Genomic DNA, 18936 nt, shown 5'->3' with positions numbered 1-18936 from the left:
TGAAATTTCGGAACATACCTACCCTCCAACTAAAAGAATATGTTTAATATTGTGTAAATAACTGCTGCCATGACAGCAGAGATAGGCATTGTAATAATCCAAGTAGTGACTATTTTACGAGCCATTCCCCAGTTTACGCCTTTAACATTTTGAGCTGCACCAACACCCATGATCGCAGATGAAATAACATGTGTTGTAGATACTGGTAAATGGATTAGTGTTGCCCCAAAAATAATCGATGCAGAAGAAATATCGGCTGCTGCACCATTTACAGGGCGGATTTTCATGATTTTCCCGCCAACTGTTTTAATAATTTTATAACCACCAATTGATGTACCGAGACCCATTGCTAAAGCACAGGCGAAACGTACCCAGCTTTGTACATCATCAGTCGTTTGCCAATTGGCTGCAATAAGTGCCATTGTAATAATACCCATTGCTTTTTGCGCATCGTTTGTACCGTGTGTAAATGACTGGATCGCAGCCGTAAAAATTTGCATAATACGGAAGCCCTTATTTGTTTTATAAAGATTCATATCTTTAAAAAGGAACTTCATAAGTGTCATCATAATATATCCGACAGTAATAGCAATAATTGGTGAAGCTAATAAAGCGATAAGAATTTTAGAAAAGCCACCATAATTTAAAACACCAATTCCTGATGCTGCAATGGCTGCACCGGCAATTGAACCAATCAATGTATGTGAAGAACTTGATGGAATTCCAAAATACCAAGTGACTAAGTTCCAAGTAATTGCAGATAATAATGCTGCTAGTATAACAACAGAACCAATTAATGGTGCATCCGGAGTTGATAATGCAAATGGATCAACAATATCTGATGCAATCGCTTTAGCTACGCCTACAAATGTAATGGCACCTAAAAAGTTCATGATTGCTGCCATGATTACCGCTACTCGAGGTGGTAGGGCACGTGTAGAAACAGATGTTGCAATAGCATTTGCAGTATCATGAAAACCATTAATGAAGTCAAATGCAAGTGCAAAAAAGACTACTAAGACGGTAATGATAAGTAGTGTGTTCATAAAAGGACTCCCTAAATTTTACGCGTTACGCATAATGATTGTTTCAATTGTGTTTGCCACTGTTTGACAGTAGTCAGCAATTTCTTCTAACTGCTCATAGATGTCTTTGAATTTAATTAAACGAATTGGATCTTTTTCATTTAAAAATAGTTTTTTGATAGAAGAACGTAATACTTCATCGCATTCACGTTCATAATCTTTAATTAAAATCGCATGCTGACGCATACCAACAAGATCCTTTTTGTTTAATAGTTCCATTGCTTTTACAATTTCATCTGTAGATTTGGCAATGTAGGCTAGGAAATCACGCATCGATTCATCGATTTCTGTTAATGAAAACATTTCGAAGTGTGCAATCGTACCTTCTGCGCCATCTAACACATCATCCATACGAATGGCTAATGATAATATATCTTCACGCTCGATTGGCGTCATAAACGACTTATTCAGCATAACGATCAATTCATGGATCAATTTATCGCCCGCTGTTTCGTATTGTTTCATACGAATACTAATCTCTTTTAAATCTGCAACCGTTTCGATACGGAAATCATTTGCATAGTGAATGCCCTCACGCATATTTTCAGCAATTTTTAATAACGCCGAGAAAAACGGATCTTGCTTCTTTGAACTAAACATGGAATTGCCTCCTGAATTTATATAATAGAAATTATTTTAAAAATTAACCTCAATTATCATAACAAAAACTTAAAAAAATCTATACAAAATTTACGTTGTATGAGTTAATCTTTACAATTCTGTAACATAAGGAATAAGTGAATATTTGCTTATATTTAGTCAATAAAGAGAAAATTATTAGCAAATAGAGAATATAGTTATGTTATTTCAATAATATTTGTAGTTCGTTTTCTAAAAAGGGCTTTGCATTTAAAAAGCGCACAAATTCGTCATATTTTACTCGTTGTTCATTTGTTGGCTTTTTCCCCGTGAAATATGCACGAATTAAAATATTCTTTGGTGTATTTTCCATATCGATAAACTCTAATAGCTGTGTGTCATAGCCAACAAGTGATAGTAACTCAGCACGAATGGAGTCTGTTGCTAATGCAGCAAAGCGCTCTTTCACTAATCCATGTTGAGTCATGACTGATAGAGCTGGTGCTTGAAGCTGACGGTTAAGCTCATGCTGACAGCAAGGAACACTTAAAATTACTTTTGCTCCCCATTTCACTGCACGTGCCAATGCCATATCTGTCGCAACATCACATGCATGTAGCGTTACAACCATGTCGACCTGAGTTTCTTCATTAAAGTCATTTATATCTCCTACTAAAAACTGTAGATTTTCATACTTTAAATCTTGGGCAATCTGATTACATTCATCAATTACTTCTTTCTTTAGGTCTAGACCTGTGACGTGAATATCAAGTTCTTTTTCGACTTTTAAATAATAATACAGCGCAAATGTTAAATACGATTTACCAGAACCAAAATCTAAAATACGAATTGTTTTGTCTTTTGGTAAATGGGCTAAAGAATCATCAATAAACTCTACAAATCGATTGATTTGTTTAAACTTATCGTACTTTTGCTTTTTGATCTTCCCATCTTCCGCCTGCACACCTAAACGGACTAAAAACGGGTGTACTCTGGAGTCATCCAGTAAGTATTGTTTTTTACGATTATGTGATAAATCAACTTGTTTTGCCGTCGCATTTTGACTGGATTTCCAGAGTACTTTGTTCTTTTTGGAAAGCTGTACATGTATCGTCTGTTCCTGAAACTCAGCATGTACTTGCCTGAATTGTTCAAAAAGCATGTCGAGCTTAGCAGTCAAATCCTGTACCGTAATATTTTCATGCTTTAAAATTCTTTCATATTGATATTCAAGCTGGATCATATATTCTTCGCGTATTTCGACTGGCTTTAGCTTAACGCGTTTTAAGTCATTTGATTTTTGCCGAGGTTGGCTAATTGTTGCTTGGATTAATGTTTTATTAGAAATTAGTGCGAGAAGCTGCACTTTCATTTGTTCAAATTCCATAAAAACCGCCTTTTCTTTTTTCAAAATAATCATGTTCGTATAATATAATAATGCGCCTTTGTCGTCTCATTGTACAGGCTTTTGAATTGTGTGATACGATGGGAAAAAGTTTTAATGTAAGCAAGGAGGCAACAGTTTGAAAGATGTTGAAGTATTAGTTGAACGCGGTGTATTAGTCGGAGTCAATTTACAAAAGAATGAGCATTTCGATTATTCAATGGAAGAATTGGCGAATTTAGCAGAAGCATTGGATGTAGAAATTGTCGGTATGGTAACGCAAAATTTAGAGCGTGTAACATCGTCACATTATGTAGGCACTGGGAAAATTGAAGAAATTAAAGCATTCTTTGAAGAAACAAATGCAAACATTGTTATTTTTAATGATGAATTGTCCCCTTCGCAAATTCGAAATTTAGAGCGGGATTTAGAATGTAAAGTAATTGATCGTACTATGTTGATTTTAGATATTTTTAGTCGTCGTGCAAAAACACGTGAAGCGCAATTGCAAGTGGAACTTGCTCAACTACAATATATGCTTCCACGCCTAGTTGGGCTTCATGCATCATTATCACGTCAGGGAGGTGGCACAGGTGGAGGCTTTAAAAACCGTGGTGCAGGTGAAACGAAGCTTGAGTTGGACCGTCGAAAGATAGAAGATCAAATTTCGAAAATAAAAAAAGAATTAGAAGTAGTAAAAGAACAGCGTGAGACACAACGTAAGCAACGCCGTAAAAATGCTGTACCAGTTGTTTCTATTGTAGGATATACAAACGCAGGGAAATCTACAATTATGAACCAGCTGCTTGCAAAGGCAGGCCAGGATACTACAAAGCAGGTTTTTGAAAAAGATATGCTTTTTGCAACATTAGAAACCTCTGTCCGTAATATCGAACTTGAAGACAATAAGTCATTTTTACTTACGGATACTGTAGGTTTTGTTAGTAAATTACCTCACCATTTAGTGAAGGCTTTCCGTTCGACTTTGGAAGAAGCACGTGAAGCGGATTTACTTTTGCATGTTGTCGATGTATCAAATGAAGAATACCGCTTCATGATGGACGTGACGAATGAAACATTGAAGGCTATCGATGTTGAGAATATTCCTACCATTTATGTATACAACAAATCTGATTTGGCAAGTTTAGAATATCCGTTAGTAAGTGGCGATAATATTTGGCTTTCTGCGAAGCAAAATGTTGGCTTGGATGAATTGCTGCAGCTTATTCGCAAACAAATTTTCGCCAACTATATCACTTGTCAAATGTTAATTCCTTACGATCAAGGAGCTGTGGTTTCTTATTTAAATGAACAAGCTACCATTATTGAAACAGCATATGAAGAAAATGGTACGTTACTGACGCTCGAGCTTAAAGAAGCGGACTATCAAAAATACGACAACTATGTCCTGAAATAAAATAATTAATCTAAGAGGCTGGGACATAAGTAGAAATTTCTTTGTATAAGGAAAATACTCTTATTAAGAAATGAATATTATATGAATTGATTGGAGTGAAGGGGCGACTCCTGGGGGAACAGCACGACGCCTGAGACTACAGGCTCAGGCCGTGCCCCCGGAAAGCGTCCCCGTAACGGAAATCAATTCTGGCAGAAGCAGAAAAACATCTATTTTTTCCTTGAAAAAATGGATGTTTTTCGTTTTGTCCCAGGCTCTTAAATTTTTTTGTGGTTATTTATCCAAAAAGAGGAAGAGTCAAAATGTTTTCTTTATATAATTAATTACTTTATAATTCAAAAGTCTAAAATATAATAATATATCTTAATTGTTAGAAAATAACGAAAAATGACATTATTATAACATTTTGATTATTTGTTGATTTTAATCAACTATTGCGCTAAAGTGTTTCAAGTGTATTATTTCAAATGTCAGACAACAGACTTAATTGTCGGAATATTTATTAATCGGAGGATTTCAAATGTATTCAAAAGAAGAAATAGTGAAATCTGTTCCTCAAACAGGATTTGTCGGTCAACCAAAAGGTTTATTTACATTATTCTTTACAGAGTTTTGGGAACGATTCTCATATTATGGAATGCGTGCCATTCTACTTTTCTACATGTACTATGCTGTTAAAGATGGTGGATTAGGATTAGATCGTACGCAGGCAAACATTATCATGTCAATATATGGTTCATTAATCTACATGTCAGGTATTATTGGCGGTTGGATTGCTGACCGTATAACGGGTACACGTAAAGCTGTATTCTATGGCGGTATATTAATTATGGTCGGTCATATATTATTGGCATTACCGCTTGGTGTAACAGCGCTGTATTCATCAATGTTCTTTATTATCATTGGTACAGGCTTACTTAAACCGAACGTATCATCAGTTGTAGGTGATTTATATGCGCCAACAGATGCACGTCGTGATTCAGGCTTCTCCATTTTCTATATGGGTATCAACATGGGTGGTTTCTTAGCACCTCTATTAGTTGGACTATTCCAAAAGAACTGGGGCTTCCATGCCGGATTTGCAGTAGCTGCAGTAGGTATGTTCATCGGATTGGTTGTATATTTAATGTCTCAGAAGAGTCTAGGCTTAGCTGGTTCATTTGCACCAAACCCTCTTACTGACGTAGAGAAGAAAAAATCAGTACGTAACTTTACAATTGGTGGTTTAATCATTGTAATTTTAGGCTTCATTGCATATCAAACAGGTAATGCAAATATCGAAAACTTCTCATTATTAATTACAGCATTAGGTATTTTAATTCCAACTGTATTTATTACTTATATGTACCGTAGCCCAAAAACAAATGCGGATGAAAAGTCTCGTTTGTTGGCATATATCCCATTATTCCTATGTGCGGTAATGTTCTGGGCAATTGCAGAGCAGTCTTCAACAATTCTTGCGACATTTATTGATACACGTACAAATTTAACATTTTTAGGATTTGAAATTCCTGCAGCATGGTTCCAATCGTTTAATCCACTGTTCATTATTCTAATCGCACCATTATTTGCGGTTCTTTGGACAAAGTTAGGGGATCGTGGTCCTTCAACACCGAAGAAGTTTGCGCTTTCGTTATTCTTCTCAGGTACATCATTCCTAATAATGATTGCTGCAATCGTTTTAACGCCTGCGGACACATTAGTTAATCCATTATGGGTTGTATTCTCGATTTTCCTAGTTGTATTAGGTGAATTATTACTTTCACCAGTTGGTTTATCTGCGACAACAAAACTAGCACCTGCAGCATTCGCTGGACAAACAATGGCGTTATGGTTCTTGGCGGCAGCAGCAGCTCAAGCAATTAACGCACAATTAGTTCGTGTATATGAGCAAGTTTCAGAAACAGCTTATTTCGGTGTATTAGGTATTTTATCTATTGTATTAGGTATAGTTATCTTAATCATTTCACCAATCATTACGAAAGCAATGCGCGGTGTAAAATAATTTTTAAACCTTAATTTGTAGAATTTTTTACGAATTAAGGTTTTTTTTTTTGGAAAAAAAGGAATAATAAAAGTTAACTACTTAAAAAGGTAGCTTGTGGTATATAATGGAATTGGGAGAATCCTTACTAAAATAAAAAATCTCCAAAAAATTTTAGTTGGGAAGGACAAATACAACACTTGAAATATGCAGAACATTCCCGATGGTTACAAGGATCTCAATAAGCAGTGTAAACGGCTGAGAGGTGCAAATAATTTTAATAACAGTTTTAAGGGCACGATGAAAAAGTAACTATAGGGGAGGCAAACATTATGTTAGAATCAGTAACGATTAAGGAATTGACGACAATTGAACAAATTGAAGAGGCACGTGAGTTAGAACATGAGATTTGGGCAGTCGGTAGCATCCCTGTTCATCAAACCATTGCAACAATCCGTAATGGTGGAATTGTTCTTGGAGCTTATTTAAATGACGAGATTATTGGCTTTAACTATAGTTGTCCTGGATATATGGATGAGCAAGTGTATTTATATTCCCATATGATCGGTATTAAACGAAATTACCGTGAGCAAGGTGTAGGAGAATTACTAAAAAACTATTTGAAAGATATCGCTATTGAACGCGGCTATCGAACTTGTCGATGGACGTTTGACCCGCTTGAAGCGCGTAGTGGCCATTTAAACTTTTCGAAGTTGCGCAGTTATAGCGATACTTATATAGAGAACTGTTATGGTGAAATGGAAGATCCATTTAATAAATTATTGCCTACAGATCGCCTTTGTGTAGAGTGGCAGCTTGTTGATAATGATTACTTACGTTGGGATGCAAAAGTAGAAGAATTGCTTGATGAGGCAAAACCTATCGTAGATTGGGAAGCAAATATTGTAGGGTTGCCTACATTGGATAAGGAACAAAAGTTTAGTAAAGAGGAAACACTTATCCACGATGCATATACATTGCCTATTCCAACAAACTTTCAAAAAATCAAAGTGGAGAGTGTCGCTTTAGCAGAAGATTGGCGGTATAAAACAAGAAATATATTACAATCAATGTTTGACCAAAATTATAAAATTATTTATTTAATGAAAAAAGATGAGCAAATAAGCCATTACTTACTTGTAAAGCGTTCCTTATTTGCCCTTTAATTCCTTTTCAGCGGGTGCGTCATTACCCGCTGAAAGTTTTTTATGTAACTATCAATAGGAGAAATGAACATGAAATTAGTCGAAGTCACGATGCATGAACTCGTAATGAAGATGAAAACACCATTTACAACGAGCTTAGGGTCAATGCAGGATAAACGATTTTTAGTAGTGGAGGCGAAGGATGAAAGTGGTGTTGTCGGTTGGGGAGAAGGCGTTGCTTTTGAAGAACCATCCTACACTGAAGAAACTTTTAAAACTATGCGTCATATATTGGAGGATTTTTTAATTCCAACGTTATTGGGAGCTGAATTGAAACATCCAGATGATGTATTTGAAATGTTTCGGTCCATACGTCGCAACAATATGGCGAAAGCGGCGATCGAAGGCGCAGTATGGGATATTTATGCCCAATTAATGAATCAACCGTTAGCGAATGTCATCGGAGGGTCCCAGGATAAAATCGAAGTGGGTATTAGTATTGGATTACAGCCTACAGATGAACAGCTTATAAAAACGATTCAACATTACTTAGATGAAGGTTATAAAAGAATTAAAGTAAAGATTAAGCCTGGAAAAGATATCGAACTTTTACATACAATTCGTCAAGCATTTCCTAATATCCCTTTAATGGCAGATGCAAATTCCGCGTATACATTAGAAGATATGGAAAGTTTAAAAAAGCTGGATAAGTTTAATTTAATGATGATTGAACAGCCGCTTGCCCATGATGATTTAATCGACCATGCCTTATTACAAAAGCAAATTAAGACACCTATTTGTTTAGATGAAAGCATTACCTCTCTTGAGGATACACGTAAGGCGATTTTGCTGGGGAGCTGTGGTGTAATCAATATTAAAATTGCGCGAGTAGGCGGTATTAGTGAGGCGAAGCGCATTCATGATTACTGTATGGAGCACCATATACCCGTATGGTGTGGAGGGATGCTTGAAGCAGGAATAGGACGGGCACAGAATGTTGCCCTTACAAGTCTTGCTAATTTTATAATGCCTGGAGATACTGCTGCCTCAAGTCGTTATTGGTATGAAGATATTATTAGCCCGGAAGTAACAGTAGAAAATGGCTACATTAAAGTTCCTCAAAAAAATGGAATCGGCTATGAAGTAAATCGTGCAATATTGCAAAAGTACAGTGTCAATAAAACAACATATCGGATTTAGATACAAGTGGCTGGGACAAAACCCGCCCAAAATCAAAAGTCCTGCAAACTTTAAGATTAGTAAATTTGAATGGCTTACTTATTGTGTCAACTGCGTAGCCGTTGTTCTCCGTTACGGCGGACGCTTTCCTAGGGGCACGGCTCGAGCCTGTAGTCTCTCCCTCGTGCTGTTCCCCTGGGAGTCGCCGCCTTCACTCCGAACAACTAATTTTTCATCTATATCAAGTAAATCTCTGCATAATTTCAGGCATGAAAAAAGGACATTCTCTGTAAAAATTTAAGTATCCTACCACCAAATTTTAAACGAAAGAAGTGTTACCTCTCCGAATATTTCCCTTATAAGCGCAAAAGAGAAATTGCACAATGCAATTTCTCTTTTTGCGTGAACTGGAACTAATTCTTTCCCCTCTTTGAGATTGTCGACAAAAGGCCAGGAGAGATGAACTCTCGAGACTTTTTGTCTTTTTATTATAAATTTCAACTAGATGGTTAGCCGGAACAATTTGTTCACGTTCATTGTTTGATTACTATTCATTAGAGAAATCCTAACTCAATTTATTTAAAGCGATTAATAAGTTGATTGGAGTGGAGGGACCGTGACTCCACCGGGAACAGCAAAATTTATTTTGCGACGAGTAATCGCAGGAGCACCGCGCGGAAGATCCACTAAATTGTGCCTGCCGTTGTAGGAACAATTTAGTTAGCTGGAGCCGTGCCCGGGGAAAGCATCGGTCCCGGAATGGAAATCAACGGTTCAGTGTTAAGGTGATATTTTTAAACAAAAATTTTTTAAGAATTTGTTTACAGTCTGAAACTACGAATTTATATTTGTGGTTTTTTATTATTTCGTCTAATTTCCTATATATACTGTACTTTGTAAATAAAACGGCTAATTGCTCTTAAAATACTAATTTCAATATATTCGCTGTTCAAAGATGCTTTATTTTTAAATCGTGTGTTTGATTTTCATTATTAGCAATTATATAATGATGTAGGGAAAGAAATGATTCTCATTTTCATTGAGAATTAGTGAATACGTTTTAGTGTATTCCATCAGATTTATTAGTTCACTCAAAAATTCAACAGCGTTTGGCTATTGGAATTAAAATAAAATATATAAAGAATAGTGGGAAAATGAAATGAGACTTTGGATGCTCGTTGCAGCAACCATCGTTCTGTCCTTTATATCATTATTTATTGGGGCAATCGACATTAAACCATCTGATTTATTGGATTGGGATTCAGATAAAACACAAATTTTCCTGATGAGTCGAGTGCCACGATTAATGGCGATTATACTTGCTGGGGCAGGGATGGGTATTTCAGGCTTAATTATGCAAAGCTTAAGCCGTAATAAATTCGTATCACCGACAACATCGGGCACGTTGGATGCGGCTAAACTAGGTATTGTAGTATCGATGGTATTTTTCACAAGTGTAGGTTATATGGAGAAAATTCTCTTTAGTTTTACCTTTGCACTTATTGGTATGATGATTTTCATGCGCCTTCTGGAAAGTATTAAATTTAAAGATGTAATTTTCGTGCCTCTAATCGGGATTATGTACGGGAATATCATTGGCGCTATATCCACATTTATTGCTTATGAAGCAGATGTTTTGCAAAGTGTGGATACATTCTTTTTAGGAAGTTTTACACTTGTTGTTTCAGGACGCTATGAGTTGCTTTATGTAGCTGTACCTGCGATTATTCTTGCTTACTTATATGCAAATAAGTTTACAGTGGCAGGGATGGGTGAAGATTTTGCGAAAAATCTAGGATTGAGCTATCGGACTGTGTTAAATCTCGGTTTAGTGCTAGTCGCGATTATTTCAACAACTGTAGTATTAACAGTAGGGATTATTCCTTTCTTAGGATTAATTGTACCAAACATCGTTTCATTATATATGGGTGACAATTTACGTAAAACAATTCCACATACCATTTTCTTAGGGGCAGCATTCCTATTGATGTGTGATATTTTGAGTCGTCTTATTGTGTATCCGTTTGAAATTCCGGTAAACACAACGGTTGCGGTAATCGGCAGTGCAATCTTCTTAGTAATGTTATTTAGGGGGAAAGCATATGCGAAAAAATAGGACGAAACTTATTGTTTTAGCGGTAATCGCGCTTATTAGTATACTGTTATTCTGTCTATATAATATTCAAGGTGGATTTAGCTACGCCTTTCCAAAACGTGTAGAACGCGTATTGGCAATGATTATTACCGGTACTGCCATTGCGTATGCGACAGTAACATTCCAGACCGTTACACATAATCGATTATTAACTCCTTCAATGATGGGTGTTGACTCGATGTATGAAGTCGTCCAAACGGTCATATTCTTCTTTGCGGGGTCCGCCTCTATTTTTGTAGTAAGCCGTTATTTGAATTTTGGATTATCAATTGTTGCGATGGTTATCTTCGCACTTATTTTATACAGATTTCTATTCAGGGCAGATAAGCATCCAATCTTCCTACTGCTGCTAGCAGGGATGATTATAGGGACACTGCTCGGTAGCTTAGTAACATTTTTACAAGTAATTATTGACCCGGTAGAATATGAAAGCTTACAATCTCGTTTATTTGCGAGCTTTATGAATGTTAAAACTGAGCTTTTACTTATTGCTATCGTTATATTAGTGGCTTCGTTTATATACGGTTATCGTTTATTAAGGGATTTAGATGTAATGTCATTAGGACGTGAAAATGCAATAAACTTAGGTGTAAACTACGATAAAATTGTATTGAAAGTACTAATTTTATCTTCCGTGCTCATTGCAACATCTACTGCGCTTGTAGGTCCAATTACGTTTTTAGGATTAATCGTTTCAAACTTAGCGTATCAATTTTTTGCTACGTATAAGCACTCTGTTTTAATTGTGGGTGCGAGCCTAATTAGTATTATTGCACTTGTCGGTGGGCAGTTTTTAGTACTGCATGTGTTCCAATTAAGTACCACGATAAGTGTTATTATAAACTTTATCGGTGGATTGTACTTTATCTATCTAATACTGAAGGAAAGTAGGAAAGCAGGATGATTGAAATTAAAGGGCTTTCTAAAAGCTTTGGAAAGAAACCAGTTGTTGAAAACGTATCATTAACTATCCAGCCAAAAGCAATCACTTCATTTATTGGACCAAACGGTGCCGGTAAGTCAACATTATTATCCATGGTAAGCCGATTGCTTGATTCAGATACAGGGGAAGTATTTTTAGACCAAAGTGATGTTAAAAAAATGAAATCTAATGATTTTGCTAAACGTGTGGCTATTTTACGTCAGTCAAATCATTTAAATGTACGATTAACTGTACGTGAACTCGTAGCATTTGGCCGTTATCCTTATTCAAAAGGGCGTTTAACAGCAGAAGACGAAGAACATATTGATCGTGCAATTGAATATATGACATTGGGCGATATGGAACATAAATTTTTAGATGAATTATCCGGAGGTCAAAAGCAACGTGCTTTTATCTCGATGGTAATTGCACAAGATACTGAGTATATTTTATTGGATGAGCCATTAAACAACCTGGATATGAAGCACTCGGTTCAAATCATGAAAATTTTACGCAAGCTTGTAGACGAATTAGGCAAAACAGTTGTTATTGTGTTGCATGATATTAACTTTGCTTCTGTGTATTCAGACCGTATTGTCGCTTTAAAAGATGGACGCCTTGTAAAAGATGGTCCAACTCATGACATTATTAATTCAGAAGCACTTCGGGAAGTATATGACATGCATATTCCGGTTCAAGAACAAGATGGCTGTAGAATTTGTGTATATTTTAATTCTCATAGCTAAAGATAAGTAAATGTATAGGTTATTCTCGCTTATACATTTATTTTCTAAGTTTAAATGAGAATGAATATTAATTTCATAAAAACAATTGACAACTTTAAACAGTTGATTTAGACTTACGTTAGTTAATTGAAAACGATTATCACTCTCGATTGAGAGAAAAGTAGGAGGAAATTTTAACATGAAAAAGTGGAAATTTTTAACGGCAGCAGCATTAACATTAATGCTAGCAGCATGTGGTTCAGATGAAGAAAAGGCGAATGAAACAAATGAACCAGCTGCAACTGAAAACAGTGAAACATCTGCATCAACAGAAACAGCAGCATTCCCAATGTCAGTTTCTCCATTATCAGCAGGTAGTGAAACAGAGGATGGAAAATCAATTTCCTTTGAAGATGTAACATTTGAAGAAATGCCAAAAAACATCGTAGTACTTGACTACGGTTTCTTAGATACACTTGATGCATTAGGCGTTGAAGGAATTGTTGGTATCGCTGCAAACGGCGGTAAAGGGAATATCCCAGCGCATCTTAAAGAGAAATACGTAACAGACTCAGTAGCAGACGTTGGTACTTTAAAGCAAATCGACTTTGAGAAAGTAGCAGCTGCTAACCCAGATGCAATTTTCATTTCTGGTCGTCAGGCTCCATTCTATGAAGAGTTAAAAGAAATCACTCCAAACGTAGTATTCATCGGTTCTGATAACTCGAACTACGTTGATGGTGTATTTGAAACTGTAGACTTAGCAGCAAAAATCTTCGGTAAAGAAGAAAAAGCTGAAGAGTTAAAAGCAAGCTTACAAGCTAAAGTTGATGAAGTGAAAGAAAAAGCGGCTGGCTATGAAAATGCATTAGTAGCAATGTACAACGACAAAAAAATCTCTGGTTTCGATAACGGTGAAGATTCTCGTTTTGCATATGTATATAATGACTTTGGTTTCAAACCTTCTACTACAGATATTAAAGCATCTTCACACGGTTCAGACTTCTCTTATGAGTCAATCCTTTCTGTAGATCCAGAAGTATTATTAATCATCGACCGTACAGCTTCTGATGTAGATACTATTAAAGCTGACATCGAAAATGATATCATTAAAAAGACACGTGCTTACAAAGAAGGTAAAATCGTTTATCTTGATGGCGTAAACTGGTACTTCTCTTCTAACGGTGTAACAACTGAAGCAGAAAAATTAGATGAAATTTTAAACGAATTAAAATAATATTATAAATAGGGCATGTCTCATTTTGAGGCATGCTTTTTTTAAAAAAAGGAGCGATAGATTATGTTTGTACAAATACGTAAATGGGTTGTAACCGAGGGTAACTCTGAAAAAATTATTGAACGTTTTAGTAGGAAGCCGGATCAAGGTCCATCGAAATTAGAACAACGCGAGGGTTTTATTGGTCGCGAACTATTGGTGAAAAATGTCCGCCGCGGTGAAGAAGAAGTGGTTATGATTATCCGTTGGGAATCAGAGGAAGCATGGAAGGCTTGGGAAAAGAGCCCTGAACATATCGCTGGCCATAAAGCGAAAATAAAAGAACATGGTGGTAAACCGCCGAAACCAGAATTCGTCATTTCGATGGAGCATGGAAATTACACTGTTGTAGAATAATGAAAACTTACGAAAATCTACTTTGCTGAAAATAATAGCAAAGTAGATTTTTGTTTTTTTACGTAGCGCATATAATTTTGGGTAAAAGAATAGAAGTATAAGAAAGAGGGGGATGCTAATGAAAAAAGAAGCATATTTTTCCGCACTCATCACTCTGGCTGTTTTCGCCATAATATCGCTGAATTATAATAGCGTAAGCTTGGAAGTATTGGATGCGAAAATCCAATCCTTATTACGTGGTAATGAGATGATTATTTTATTTCATTATTTAGGTGAAACGCGTTTTATTGTAATGATTACTATCCTACTTTTGCTCTTTTTATGGATTTGGAAAAAAAGTTACCGCAGTGTGCTGTTTGTTTTGTTATCAATTGGAGTGGGAAACGGTATTAATCAACTCTTAAAGCATTACTTTGAAAGGCCTCGACCTGATATTGCCGATCAACTAATTACATATAGCTTTCCATCAGGGCACTCTCAAATGGGTTTGTTGTATTTGTTTACTTTAGCTTACCTATTTTCCAATATGATTGGCAGTAGAAAAAAGGCGATGACTATATGGAGTATAGCTATTGTACTGGCTTTCTTTATTGGTTTAGCACGTATAGCAGAAGGTCGGCATTTTCCTACAGACGTCTTAGCAGGATGGAGTATAGGCTATAGTTGGTTTATTATTTGTGTATTATGGTATGAGTCGCCTAAACGTTGGAGAAAAAAGTGAATTCCTAAATAATAGGGATTCTTTTTTATAACAGAAAGTTGGTTTATGACATAAGATGTTACCTTAACAAAAAAAGTTGCATAAAGGAAACTTCTCGCATATAATTTGATAAATGAATAAAATCCAAAGGAGAATGTTATGGATGAGAATGTATTATTAGCATTAGGATTAACGTTGTTTGCAGGGCTTGCTACAGGAATAGGTAGCTTAATTGCTTTTTTTACAACGCGTACAAATAAAAAATTCCTATCAATTGCATTAGGGTTTTCGGCAGGTGTCATGATTTATGTATCGCTAATTGAAATTTTTGTGAAGGCAAAAGATTCATTAGTAAACGTTCATGGGGAAACGACTGGTTATTGGTATACTTTGTTTGGATTTTTCGGGGGGATGCTATTAATAGCATTAATTGATCGCTTTATTCCAAAGGGCAACAATCCTCACGAAGTAAAATCGGTAGAAGATGTTCAAAAGGCACAAATAATAGGCAATGAAGAAATAGAAGCTGATCGTCTAATGAAAATGGGGCTCTTTACAGCATTGGCGATTGCAATTCATAACTTCCCGGAAGGTATTGCTACTTTCATGGCAGTTCTACAAGATCCAAATGTAGGAATTGCCATTGCTATTGCCGTAGCAATTCATAATATCCCGGAAGGTATTGCTGTAGCCATTCCTATTTTTTATGCAACAGGGAAGCGTATGAAGGCGTTTAAATGGTCGTTCGCTTCAGGGTTATCAGAACCTTTAGGTGCATTAATTGCTTATTTTGTACTGATGCAGTTTATGACAGATACATTGTTTGGTATTATTTTTGCGGGTGTAGCAGGTATTATGGTATTCATCTCAATTGATGAACTACTCCCGGCTGCCAAGAAATATGATGAAGCCCATTCGTCTATTTATGGGTTAGTGGCAGGTATGGCTGTTATGGCAATAAGCCTAGTAATGTTAACTTAATTAAGACAGTATAAAAGCCAGCACCATTAACCGGATGCTGGCTTAATTGTATTTGTTTCTAGGAAGCAGCTGTTACATTTTCAGATGCAACCGTAAAAGTTGTATTTGGATATTCATTCTTTTCTATCTCATCAAGTAACGCTACAGCGAAGTCTGCATAGCTAATATAACTGTTAAACTGTGAGTTTACTAAAATTTTTTCCGCTCCTTTAATATAATGACCTGTACGTGGTCCGTCGGAATCGAACATAGCTGAAGGAATCGCAAATGTCCATTGAATTGAGGAGCTTTCTAAATCCTGTAAATTTTGTAATTGTGCTCTTGCTGTGTCAACAAGATCTTCTGGATAATCTTCCAGGTCCATAAGGCGAACGGTCTTTTCGCGGTTCACAAATAGACAGCCTGAGCTACCTACAACTAACAGCTTCTTATCCGTTCCTTCCAATAAGGAAATCAAATATTCTCCCGCCGTTACATGCAAATGTTCGTCCCCTGGTAGTGGGGCAAAGGCATTAATTAAGATATCAAAAGGTTCAATTTGTTCTTTTGTTAAATTAAACAAATCGCTTTCAATAATCGAAATATTATTTTCTTGTAATGTCGCCTTATTTTTCACAATAGCTGTTACATCAAAGTTTCTCATTAAAGCCTCACGTATAATATGAGTCCCTGCTTTACCAGCAGCACCAATAACTGCAATTTTCATAAACATTACCCCTTTCTAACAGTAGATTTATTAATATACCCAAAATGGAATAGAATTATGCATATTTTGGGATAAATTGAAGAGTAAATGTCAGATATAAATCATTGGTTTTGAAATACTCTATGCAATAGATACACAATAAAAGGGTCGCAAATTTATTTAAAATTTGCGACCCTTTAGAATTATTTACTATTTGAATAAGTAGTGACTTGTATCCCTGCGGAAGCTCCCGTTGTTAAAACAATTTGATGTGTAGAAAATTGTTTTTGCATAGTTTCAATAAATTGTTGCTTTATCGATAGTGGGATAATTGAAATTAATGTTGGTCCCGCTCCGCTTAAAGCAGTTCCGTATGCTCCAGCCAATTTTGCTGCTTCATGTATTTCGTTGTAATTTGGTATAAGCTTCGCGCGAAACGGCTCATGAAATAAATCTGCTTCCATGTAACGACCGATACGAACATAATCCTTCGCGATTAAAGAAGCTGCTAACATATTCGCATTTGCACTTGCTCGGACAGCATAGCCCCGCTCTAATTGGCTTGGTAAAACACCTCGTGAATCAGATGTTTTTAACTCAACATTTGGAATAAACACTACAAATGCTGCATCCATTTCCTGAATATGAAGAGTATCGACATTCCCTTGTTCATCCATAGAAGAAATAGTTAGTCCCCCTAATACGGAGGCAGTAGCATTATCAGGATGTCCTTCAATTTGGGAAGAAATATTCAACTTGTCCTGAGTCGATAAATTTAACTCTCCTAAAATATTCGCTAATTCAATGGCCGCAACTATAGCTGCTGCACTACTGCCGAGTCCTCTTGCTAGAGGAAGCTCGCTCTTCATTTCCACTTTGCATGGTCGTAATGAAGCATTGTACTGATTAGCCACTTGCTGGGCAATTTTATAAATTAAATGTGTTTCAACTGTTGTATCTGAAGGGACATTTTCTCCAATATGAACAAATTCCCACTCATTTTGTAAAGTTACTTCCAAAGTTAAATAAAGTGATAGTCCAAGACCAATCGAGTCAAATCCAGGTCCTAAATTTGCTGTACTGCCTGGGACTTTGATTTGCCAACTGTTGCTCATAAACTGAAAACGCCCTCAATATAGCTGCGGATTTCTTGCTCATCATTTTTAAGTGCCACTAAGTCAACAGTTGAAACATTCATTGCTGTATCAGGATCTTTTAAACCATTGCCTGTAAATACTGATACTACTTTACTGCCCGGAATAATCTTACCCGCTTTAACGGATTTGATGACACCTGCTAATGATGCAGCAGAGCCTGGTTCAATGAAAATTCCTTCTTTTTGGGCAATTAACTTATAGGCTTCCAAAATTTCCTCATCTGTAACGGCCCCGATTAAACCACCTGATTCATCACGTGCTGCTTCTGCATATTTCCAGCTCGCAGGATTCCCAATGCGAATTGCTGTCGCAACTGTTTCTGGATTTGCAATTGGAGCTCCGTTAACGATGGCAGCTGCACCTTCTGCTTCAAAGCCATACATTTTTGGCAGACCGCTTTGTTTTGCTTCATTATATTCTTTAAAGCCTTTCCAGTATGCTGTAATATTTCCAGCATTCCCAACAGGAATGCATAGGTAATCCGGTGCTTGGCCTAATTGATCAACTATTTCAAATGCTGCTGTTTTTTGTCCTTCAATACGGTAAGGGTTAACGGAATTTACTAACGCGATTGGAGTAGTTTCTCCAATTTTGCGCACAATATTTAATGCATCATCAAAGTTACCATCAATCTCGATAATTTTAGCGCCATACATCGTAGCTTGTGCTAATTTTCCAAGTGCTACTTTACCTTTTGGAATTACAACGATTGATTGGATGCCTGCACGTGCTGCATAGGCTGCAGCCGCAGCTGAAGTATTACCTGTAGAGGCACAAATAACTACTTTTGAACCTTCTTCAATAGCTTTTGCAACGGCAAATACCATGCCACGATCTTTAAAAGAGCCAGTTGGATTGGCACCTTCTATTTTCCCATATAATTCAACCCCTAGTTCCTTCGATAAATTCACTAAAGGAATTAAGGGAGTATTTCCTTCATTTAAAGAGAGAGCAGGTGTATTTTCAGTAATAGGTAAATACTGTTTATATTCTTCAATAAGACCTTTCCACATAGACAATTTAACTCCTTCTGTTCTCGGTAGATGAACATTTGTTTTTGTATACAAGACATTTTAAACCTATGCGCCTCTTATTTCAATAGGAATCGATAAATTGTCGGAACAATTCGTTAAGTAAAAAAAATGTTGTCACTTTTAAGAAAGAAATGTATGATAGGAGTGTTGTTAAGTCAAGTGTAAAGACAC

17 protein-coding genes are annotated in these 18936 nt (G+C 36.3%); 11 read left to right on the top strand and 6 right to left on the bottom strand.

The window, feature by feature from the left end; genetic code table 11:
• Positions 1–29: 29 nt before the first annotated feature.
• The 3 genes from MHH95_RS03095 to MHH95_RS03085 form a co-directional block, all read right to left on the bottom strand.
• Positions 30–1046, bottom strand: coding sequence for an inorganic phosphate transporter (locus tag MHH95_RS03095; protein WP_340726410.1), 1017 nt, complete (start codon positions 1044–1046; stop codon positions 30–32).
• 18 nt (positions 1047–1064) lie between these two features.
• Positions 1065–1685: a DUF47 domain-containing protein gene (locus MHH95_RS03090; RefSeq protein WP_008405849.1), complete on the bottom strand. Its 621-nt coding sequence runs from the start codon at positions 1683–1685 to the stop codon at positions 1065–1067.
• 202 nt (positions 1686–1887) lie between these two features.
• Positions 1888–3051 carry a class I SAM-dependent methyltransferase gene (locus MHH95_RS03085; protein ID WP_340726409.1) on the bottom strand — a complete coding sequence of 388 codons (1164 nt, stop codon included), beginning with the start codon at positions 3049–3051 and terminating at the stop codon, positions 1888–1890.
• 136 nt (positions 3052–3187) lie between these two features.
• On the opposite strand from MHH95_RS03085, the gene hflX reads away from it, so the two are divergent.
• From hflX to zupT, 11 genes are all read left to right on the top strand, one after another.
• Entirely contained in the window at positions 3188–4465 is a 1278-nt protein-coding gene (hflX, locus tag MHH95_RS03080; protein ID WP_340726408.1) for a GTPase HflX, read from the top strand.
• A gap of 520 nt (positions 4466–4985) precedes the next feature.
• The gene (locus tag MHH95_RS03075) at positions 4986–6470 is read left to right on the top strand and encodes a peptide MFS transporter (RefSeq protein ID WP_340726407.1); all 1485 of its coding nucleotides are present in this window, start codon (positions 4986–4988) and stop codon (positions 6468–6470) included.
• 311 nt (positions 6471–6781) lie between these two features.
• Positions 6782–7615 carry a GNAT family N-acetyltransferase gene (locus MHH95_RS03070; RefSeq protein WP_340726406.1) on the top strand — a complete coding sequence of 278 codons (834 nt, stop codon included), beginning with the start codon at positions 6782–6784 and terminating at the stop codon, positions 7613–7615.
• Positions 7616–7684: 69 nt separating this feature from the next.
• On the top strand, positions 7685–8794 hold the full coding sequence (gene menC, locus MHH95_RS03065; protein WP_340726405.1) for an o-succinylbenzoate synthase: 1110 nt from the start codon (positions 7685–7687) through the stop codon (positions 8792–8794).
• 1138 nt (positions 8795–9932) lie between these two features.
• Complete coding sequence (locus tag MHH95_RS03060; protein ID WP_191704274.1) at positions 9933–10889, top strand: ABC transporter permease; 957 nt, start codon at positions 9933–9935, stop codon at positions 10887–10889.
• Positions 10876–11832 carry an iron chelate uptake ABC transporter family permease subunit gene (locus tag MHH95_RS03055; RefSeq protein WP_340726404.1) on the top strand — a complete coding sequence of 319 codons (957 nt, stop codon included), beginning with the start codon at positions 10876–10878 and terminating at the stop codon, positions 11830–11832. The genes MHH95_RS03060 and MHH95_RS03055 overlap by 14 nt, the downstream gene beginning before the upstream one ends.
• A complete protein-coding gene (locus tag MHH95_RS03050) occupies positions 11829–12596 on the top strand; it encodes an iron ABC transporter ATP-binding protein (protein WP_340726403.1) in 768 nt (255 codons plus the stop codon). The genes MHH95_RS03055 and MHH95_RS03050 overlap by 4 nt, the downstream gene beginning before the upstream one ends.
• Before the next feature lie 178 nt (positions 12597–12774).
• Complete coding sequence (locus MHH95_RS03045) at positions 12775–13812, top strand: siderophore ABC transporter substrate-binding protein (protein ID WP_340726402.1); 1038 nt, start codon at positions 12775–12777, stop codon at positions 13810–13812.
• Between the two features lie 63 nt (positions 13813–13875).
• Positions 13876–14208 (top strand): antibiotic biosynthesis monooxygenase family protein, encoded by a 333-nt coding sequence (locus tag MHH95_RS03040; protein ID WP_191701387.1) that lies wholly within the window; start codon positions 13876–13878, stop codon positions 14206–14208.
• Positions 14209–14326: 118 nt separating this feature from the next.
• Positions 14327–14929 carry a phosphatase PAP2 family protein gene (locus tag MHH95_RS03035; RefSeq protein ID WP_340726401.1) on the top strand — a complete coding sequence of 201 codons (603 nt, stop codon included), beginning with the start codon at positions 14327–14329 and terminating at the stop codon, positions 14927–14929.
• 138 nt (positions 14930–15067) lie between these two features.
• A complete protein-coding gene (gene zupT, locus MHH95_RS03030) occupies positions 15068–15889 on the top strand; it encodes a zinc transporter ZupT (protein ID WP_340726400.1) in 822 nt (273 codons plus the stop codon).
• A 58-nt stretch (positions 15890–15947) separates the two neighbouring features.
• Here the strand turns inward: zupT and MHH95_RS03025 are convergent, their stop codons facing one another.
• The 3 genes from MHH95_RS03025 to thrC form a co-directional block, all read right to left on the bottom strand.
• Positions 15948–16595 carry an NAD(P)-dependent oxidoreductase gene (locus MHH95_RS03025; protein WP_340726399.1) on the bottom strand — a complete coding sequence of 216 codons (648 nt, stop codon included), beginning with the start codon at positions 16593–16595 and terminating at the stop codon, positions 15948–15950.
• Between the two features lie 182 nt (positions 16596–16777).
• Positions 16778–17689 (bottom strand): homoserine kinase, encoded by a 912-nt coding sequence (thrB, locus tag MHH95_RS03020; protein ID WP_340726398.1) that lies wholly within the window; start codon positions 17687–17689, stop codon positions 16778–16780.
• Positions 17686–18744: a threonine synthase gene (gene thrC, locus MHH95_RS03015; RefSeq protein WP_340727294.1), complete on the bottom strand. Its 1059-nt coding sequence runs from the start codon at positions 18742–18744 to the stop codon at positions 17686–17688. Before thrC ends, thrB begins: the two co-directional genes overlap by 4 nt.
• Positions 18745–18936 lie beyond the last annotated feature (192 nt).

The sequence above is a fragment of the Solibacillus sp. FSL K6-4121 genome, from assembly GCF_038002585.1.
GTDB classification, from domain to species: domain Bacteria; phylum Bacillota; class Bacilli; order Bacillales_A; family Planococcaceae; genus Solibacillus; species Solibacillus faecavium.
Note: the sequence above shows the minus strand (reverse complement) of the source record. Positions and strands in the feature narration are given on the sequence as shown.

What these genes read in the sequence shown, in the direction of transcription:
- MHH95_RS03095 (WP_340726410.1), bottom strand. Translation starts at nt 1,046, where the DNA reads ATGAACACACTACTTATCATTACCGTCTTAGTAGTCTTTTTTGCACTT.
- MHH95_RS03090 (WP_008405849.1), bottom strand. Translation starts at nt 1,685, where the DNA reads ATGTTTAGTTCAAAGAAGCAAGATCCGTTTTTCTCGGCGTTATTAAAA.
- MHH95_RS03085 (WP_340726409.1), bottom strand. Translation starts at nt 3,051, where the DNA reads ATGGAATTTGAACAAATGAAAGTGCAGCTTCTCGCACTAATTTCTAAT.
- MHH95_RS03075 (WP_340726407.1), top strand. Translation starts at nt 4,986, where the DNA reads ATGTATTCAAAAGAAGAAATAGTGAAATCTGTTCCTCAAACAGGATTT.
- MHH95_RS03070 (WP_340726406.1), top strand. Translation starts at nt 6,782, where the DNA reads ATGTTAGAATCAGTAACGATTAAGGAATTGACGACAATTGAACAAATT.
- menC (WP_340726405.1), top strand. Translation starts at nt 7,685, where the DNA reads ATGAAATTAGTCGAAGTCACGATGCATGAACTCGTAATGAAGATGAAA.
- MHH95_RS03060 (WP_191704274.1), top strand. Translation starts at nt 9,933, where the DNA reads ATGAGACTTTGGATGCTCGTTGCAGCAACCATCGTTCTGTCCTTTATA.
- MHH95_RS03055 (WP_340726404.1), top strand. Translation starts at nt 10,876, where the DNA reads ATGCGAAAAAATAGGACGAAACTTATTGTTTTAGCGGTAATCGCGCTT.
- MHH95_RS03050 (WP_340726403.1), top strand. Translation starts at nt 11,829, where the DNA reads ATGATTGAAATTAAAGGGCTTTCTAAAAGCTTTGGAAAGAAACCAGTT.
- MHH95_RS03045 (WP_340726402.1), top strand. Translation starts at nt 12,775, where the DNA reads ATGAAAAAGTGGAAATTTTTAACGGCAGCAGCATTAACATTAATGCTA.
- MHH95_RS03040 (WP_191701387.1), top strand. Translation starts at nt 13,876, where the DNA reads ATGTTTGTACAAATACGTAAATGGGTTGTAACCGAGGGTAACTCTGAA.
- MHH95_RS03035 (WP_340726401.1), top strand. Translation starts at nt 14,327, where the DNA reads ATGAAAAAAGAAGCATATTTTTCCGCACTCATCACTCTGGCTGTTTTC.
- zupT (WP_340726400.1), top strand. Translation starts at nt 15,068, where the DNA reads ATGGATGAGAATGTATTATTAGCATTAGGATTAACGTTGTTTGCAGGG.
- MHH95_RS03025 (WP_340726399.1), bottom strand. Translation starts at nt 16,595, where the DNA reads ATGAAAATTGCAGTTATTGGTGCTGCTGGTAAAGCAGGGACTCATATT.
- thrB (WP_340726398.1), bottom strand. Translation starts at nt 17,689, where the DNA reads ATGAGCAACAGTTGGCAAATCAAAGTCCCAGGCAGTACAGCAAATTTA.
- thrC (WP_340727294.1), bottom strand. Translation starts at nt 18,744, where the DNA reads ATGTGGAAAGGTCTTATTGAAGAATATAAACAGTATTTACCTATTACT.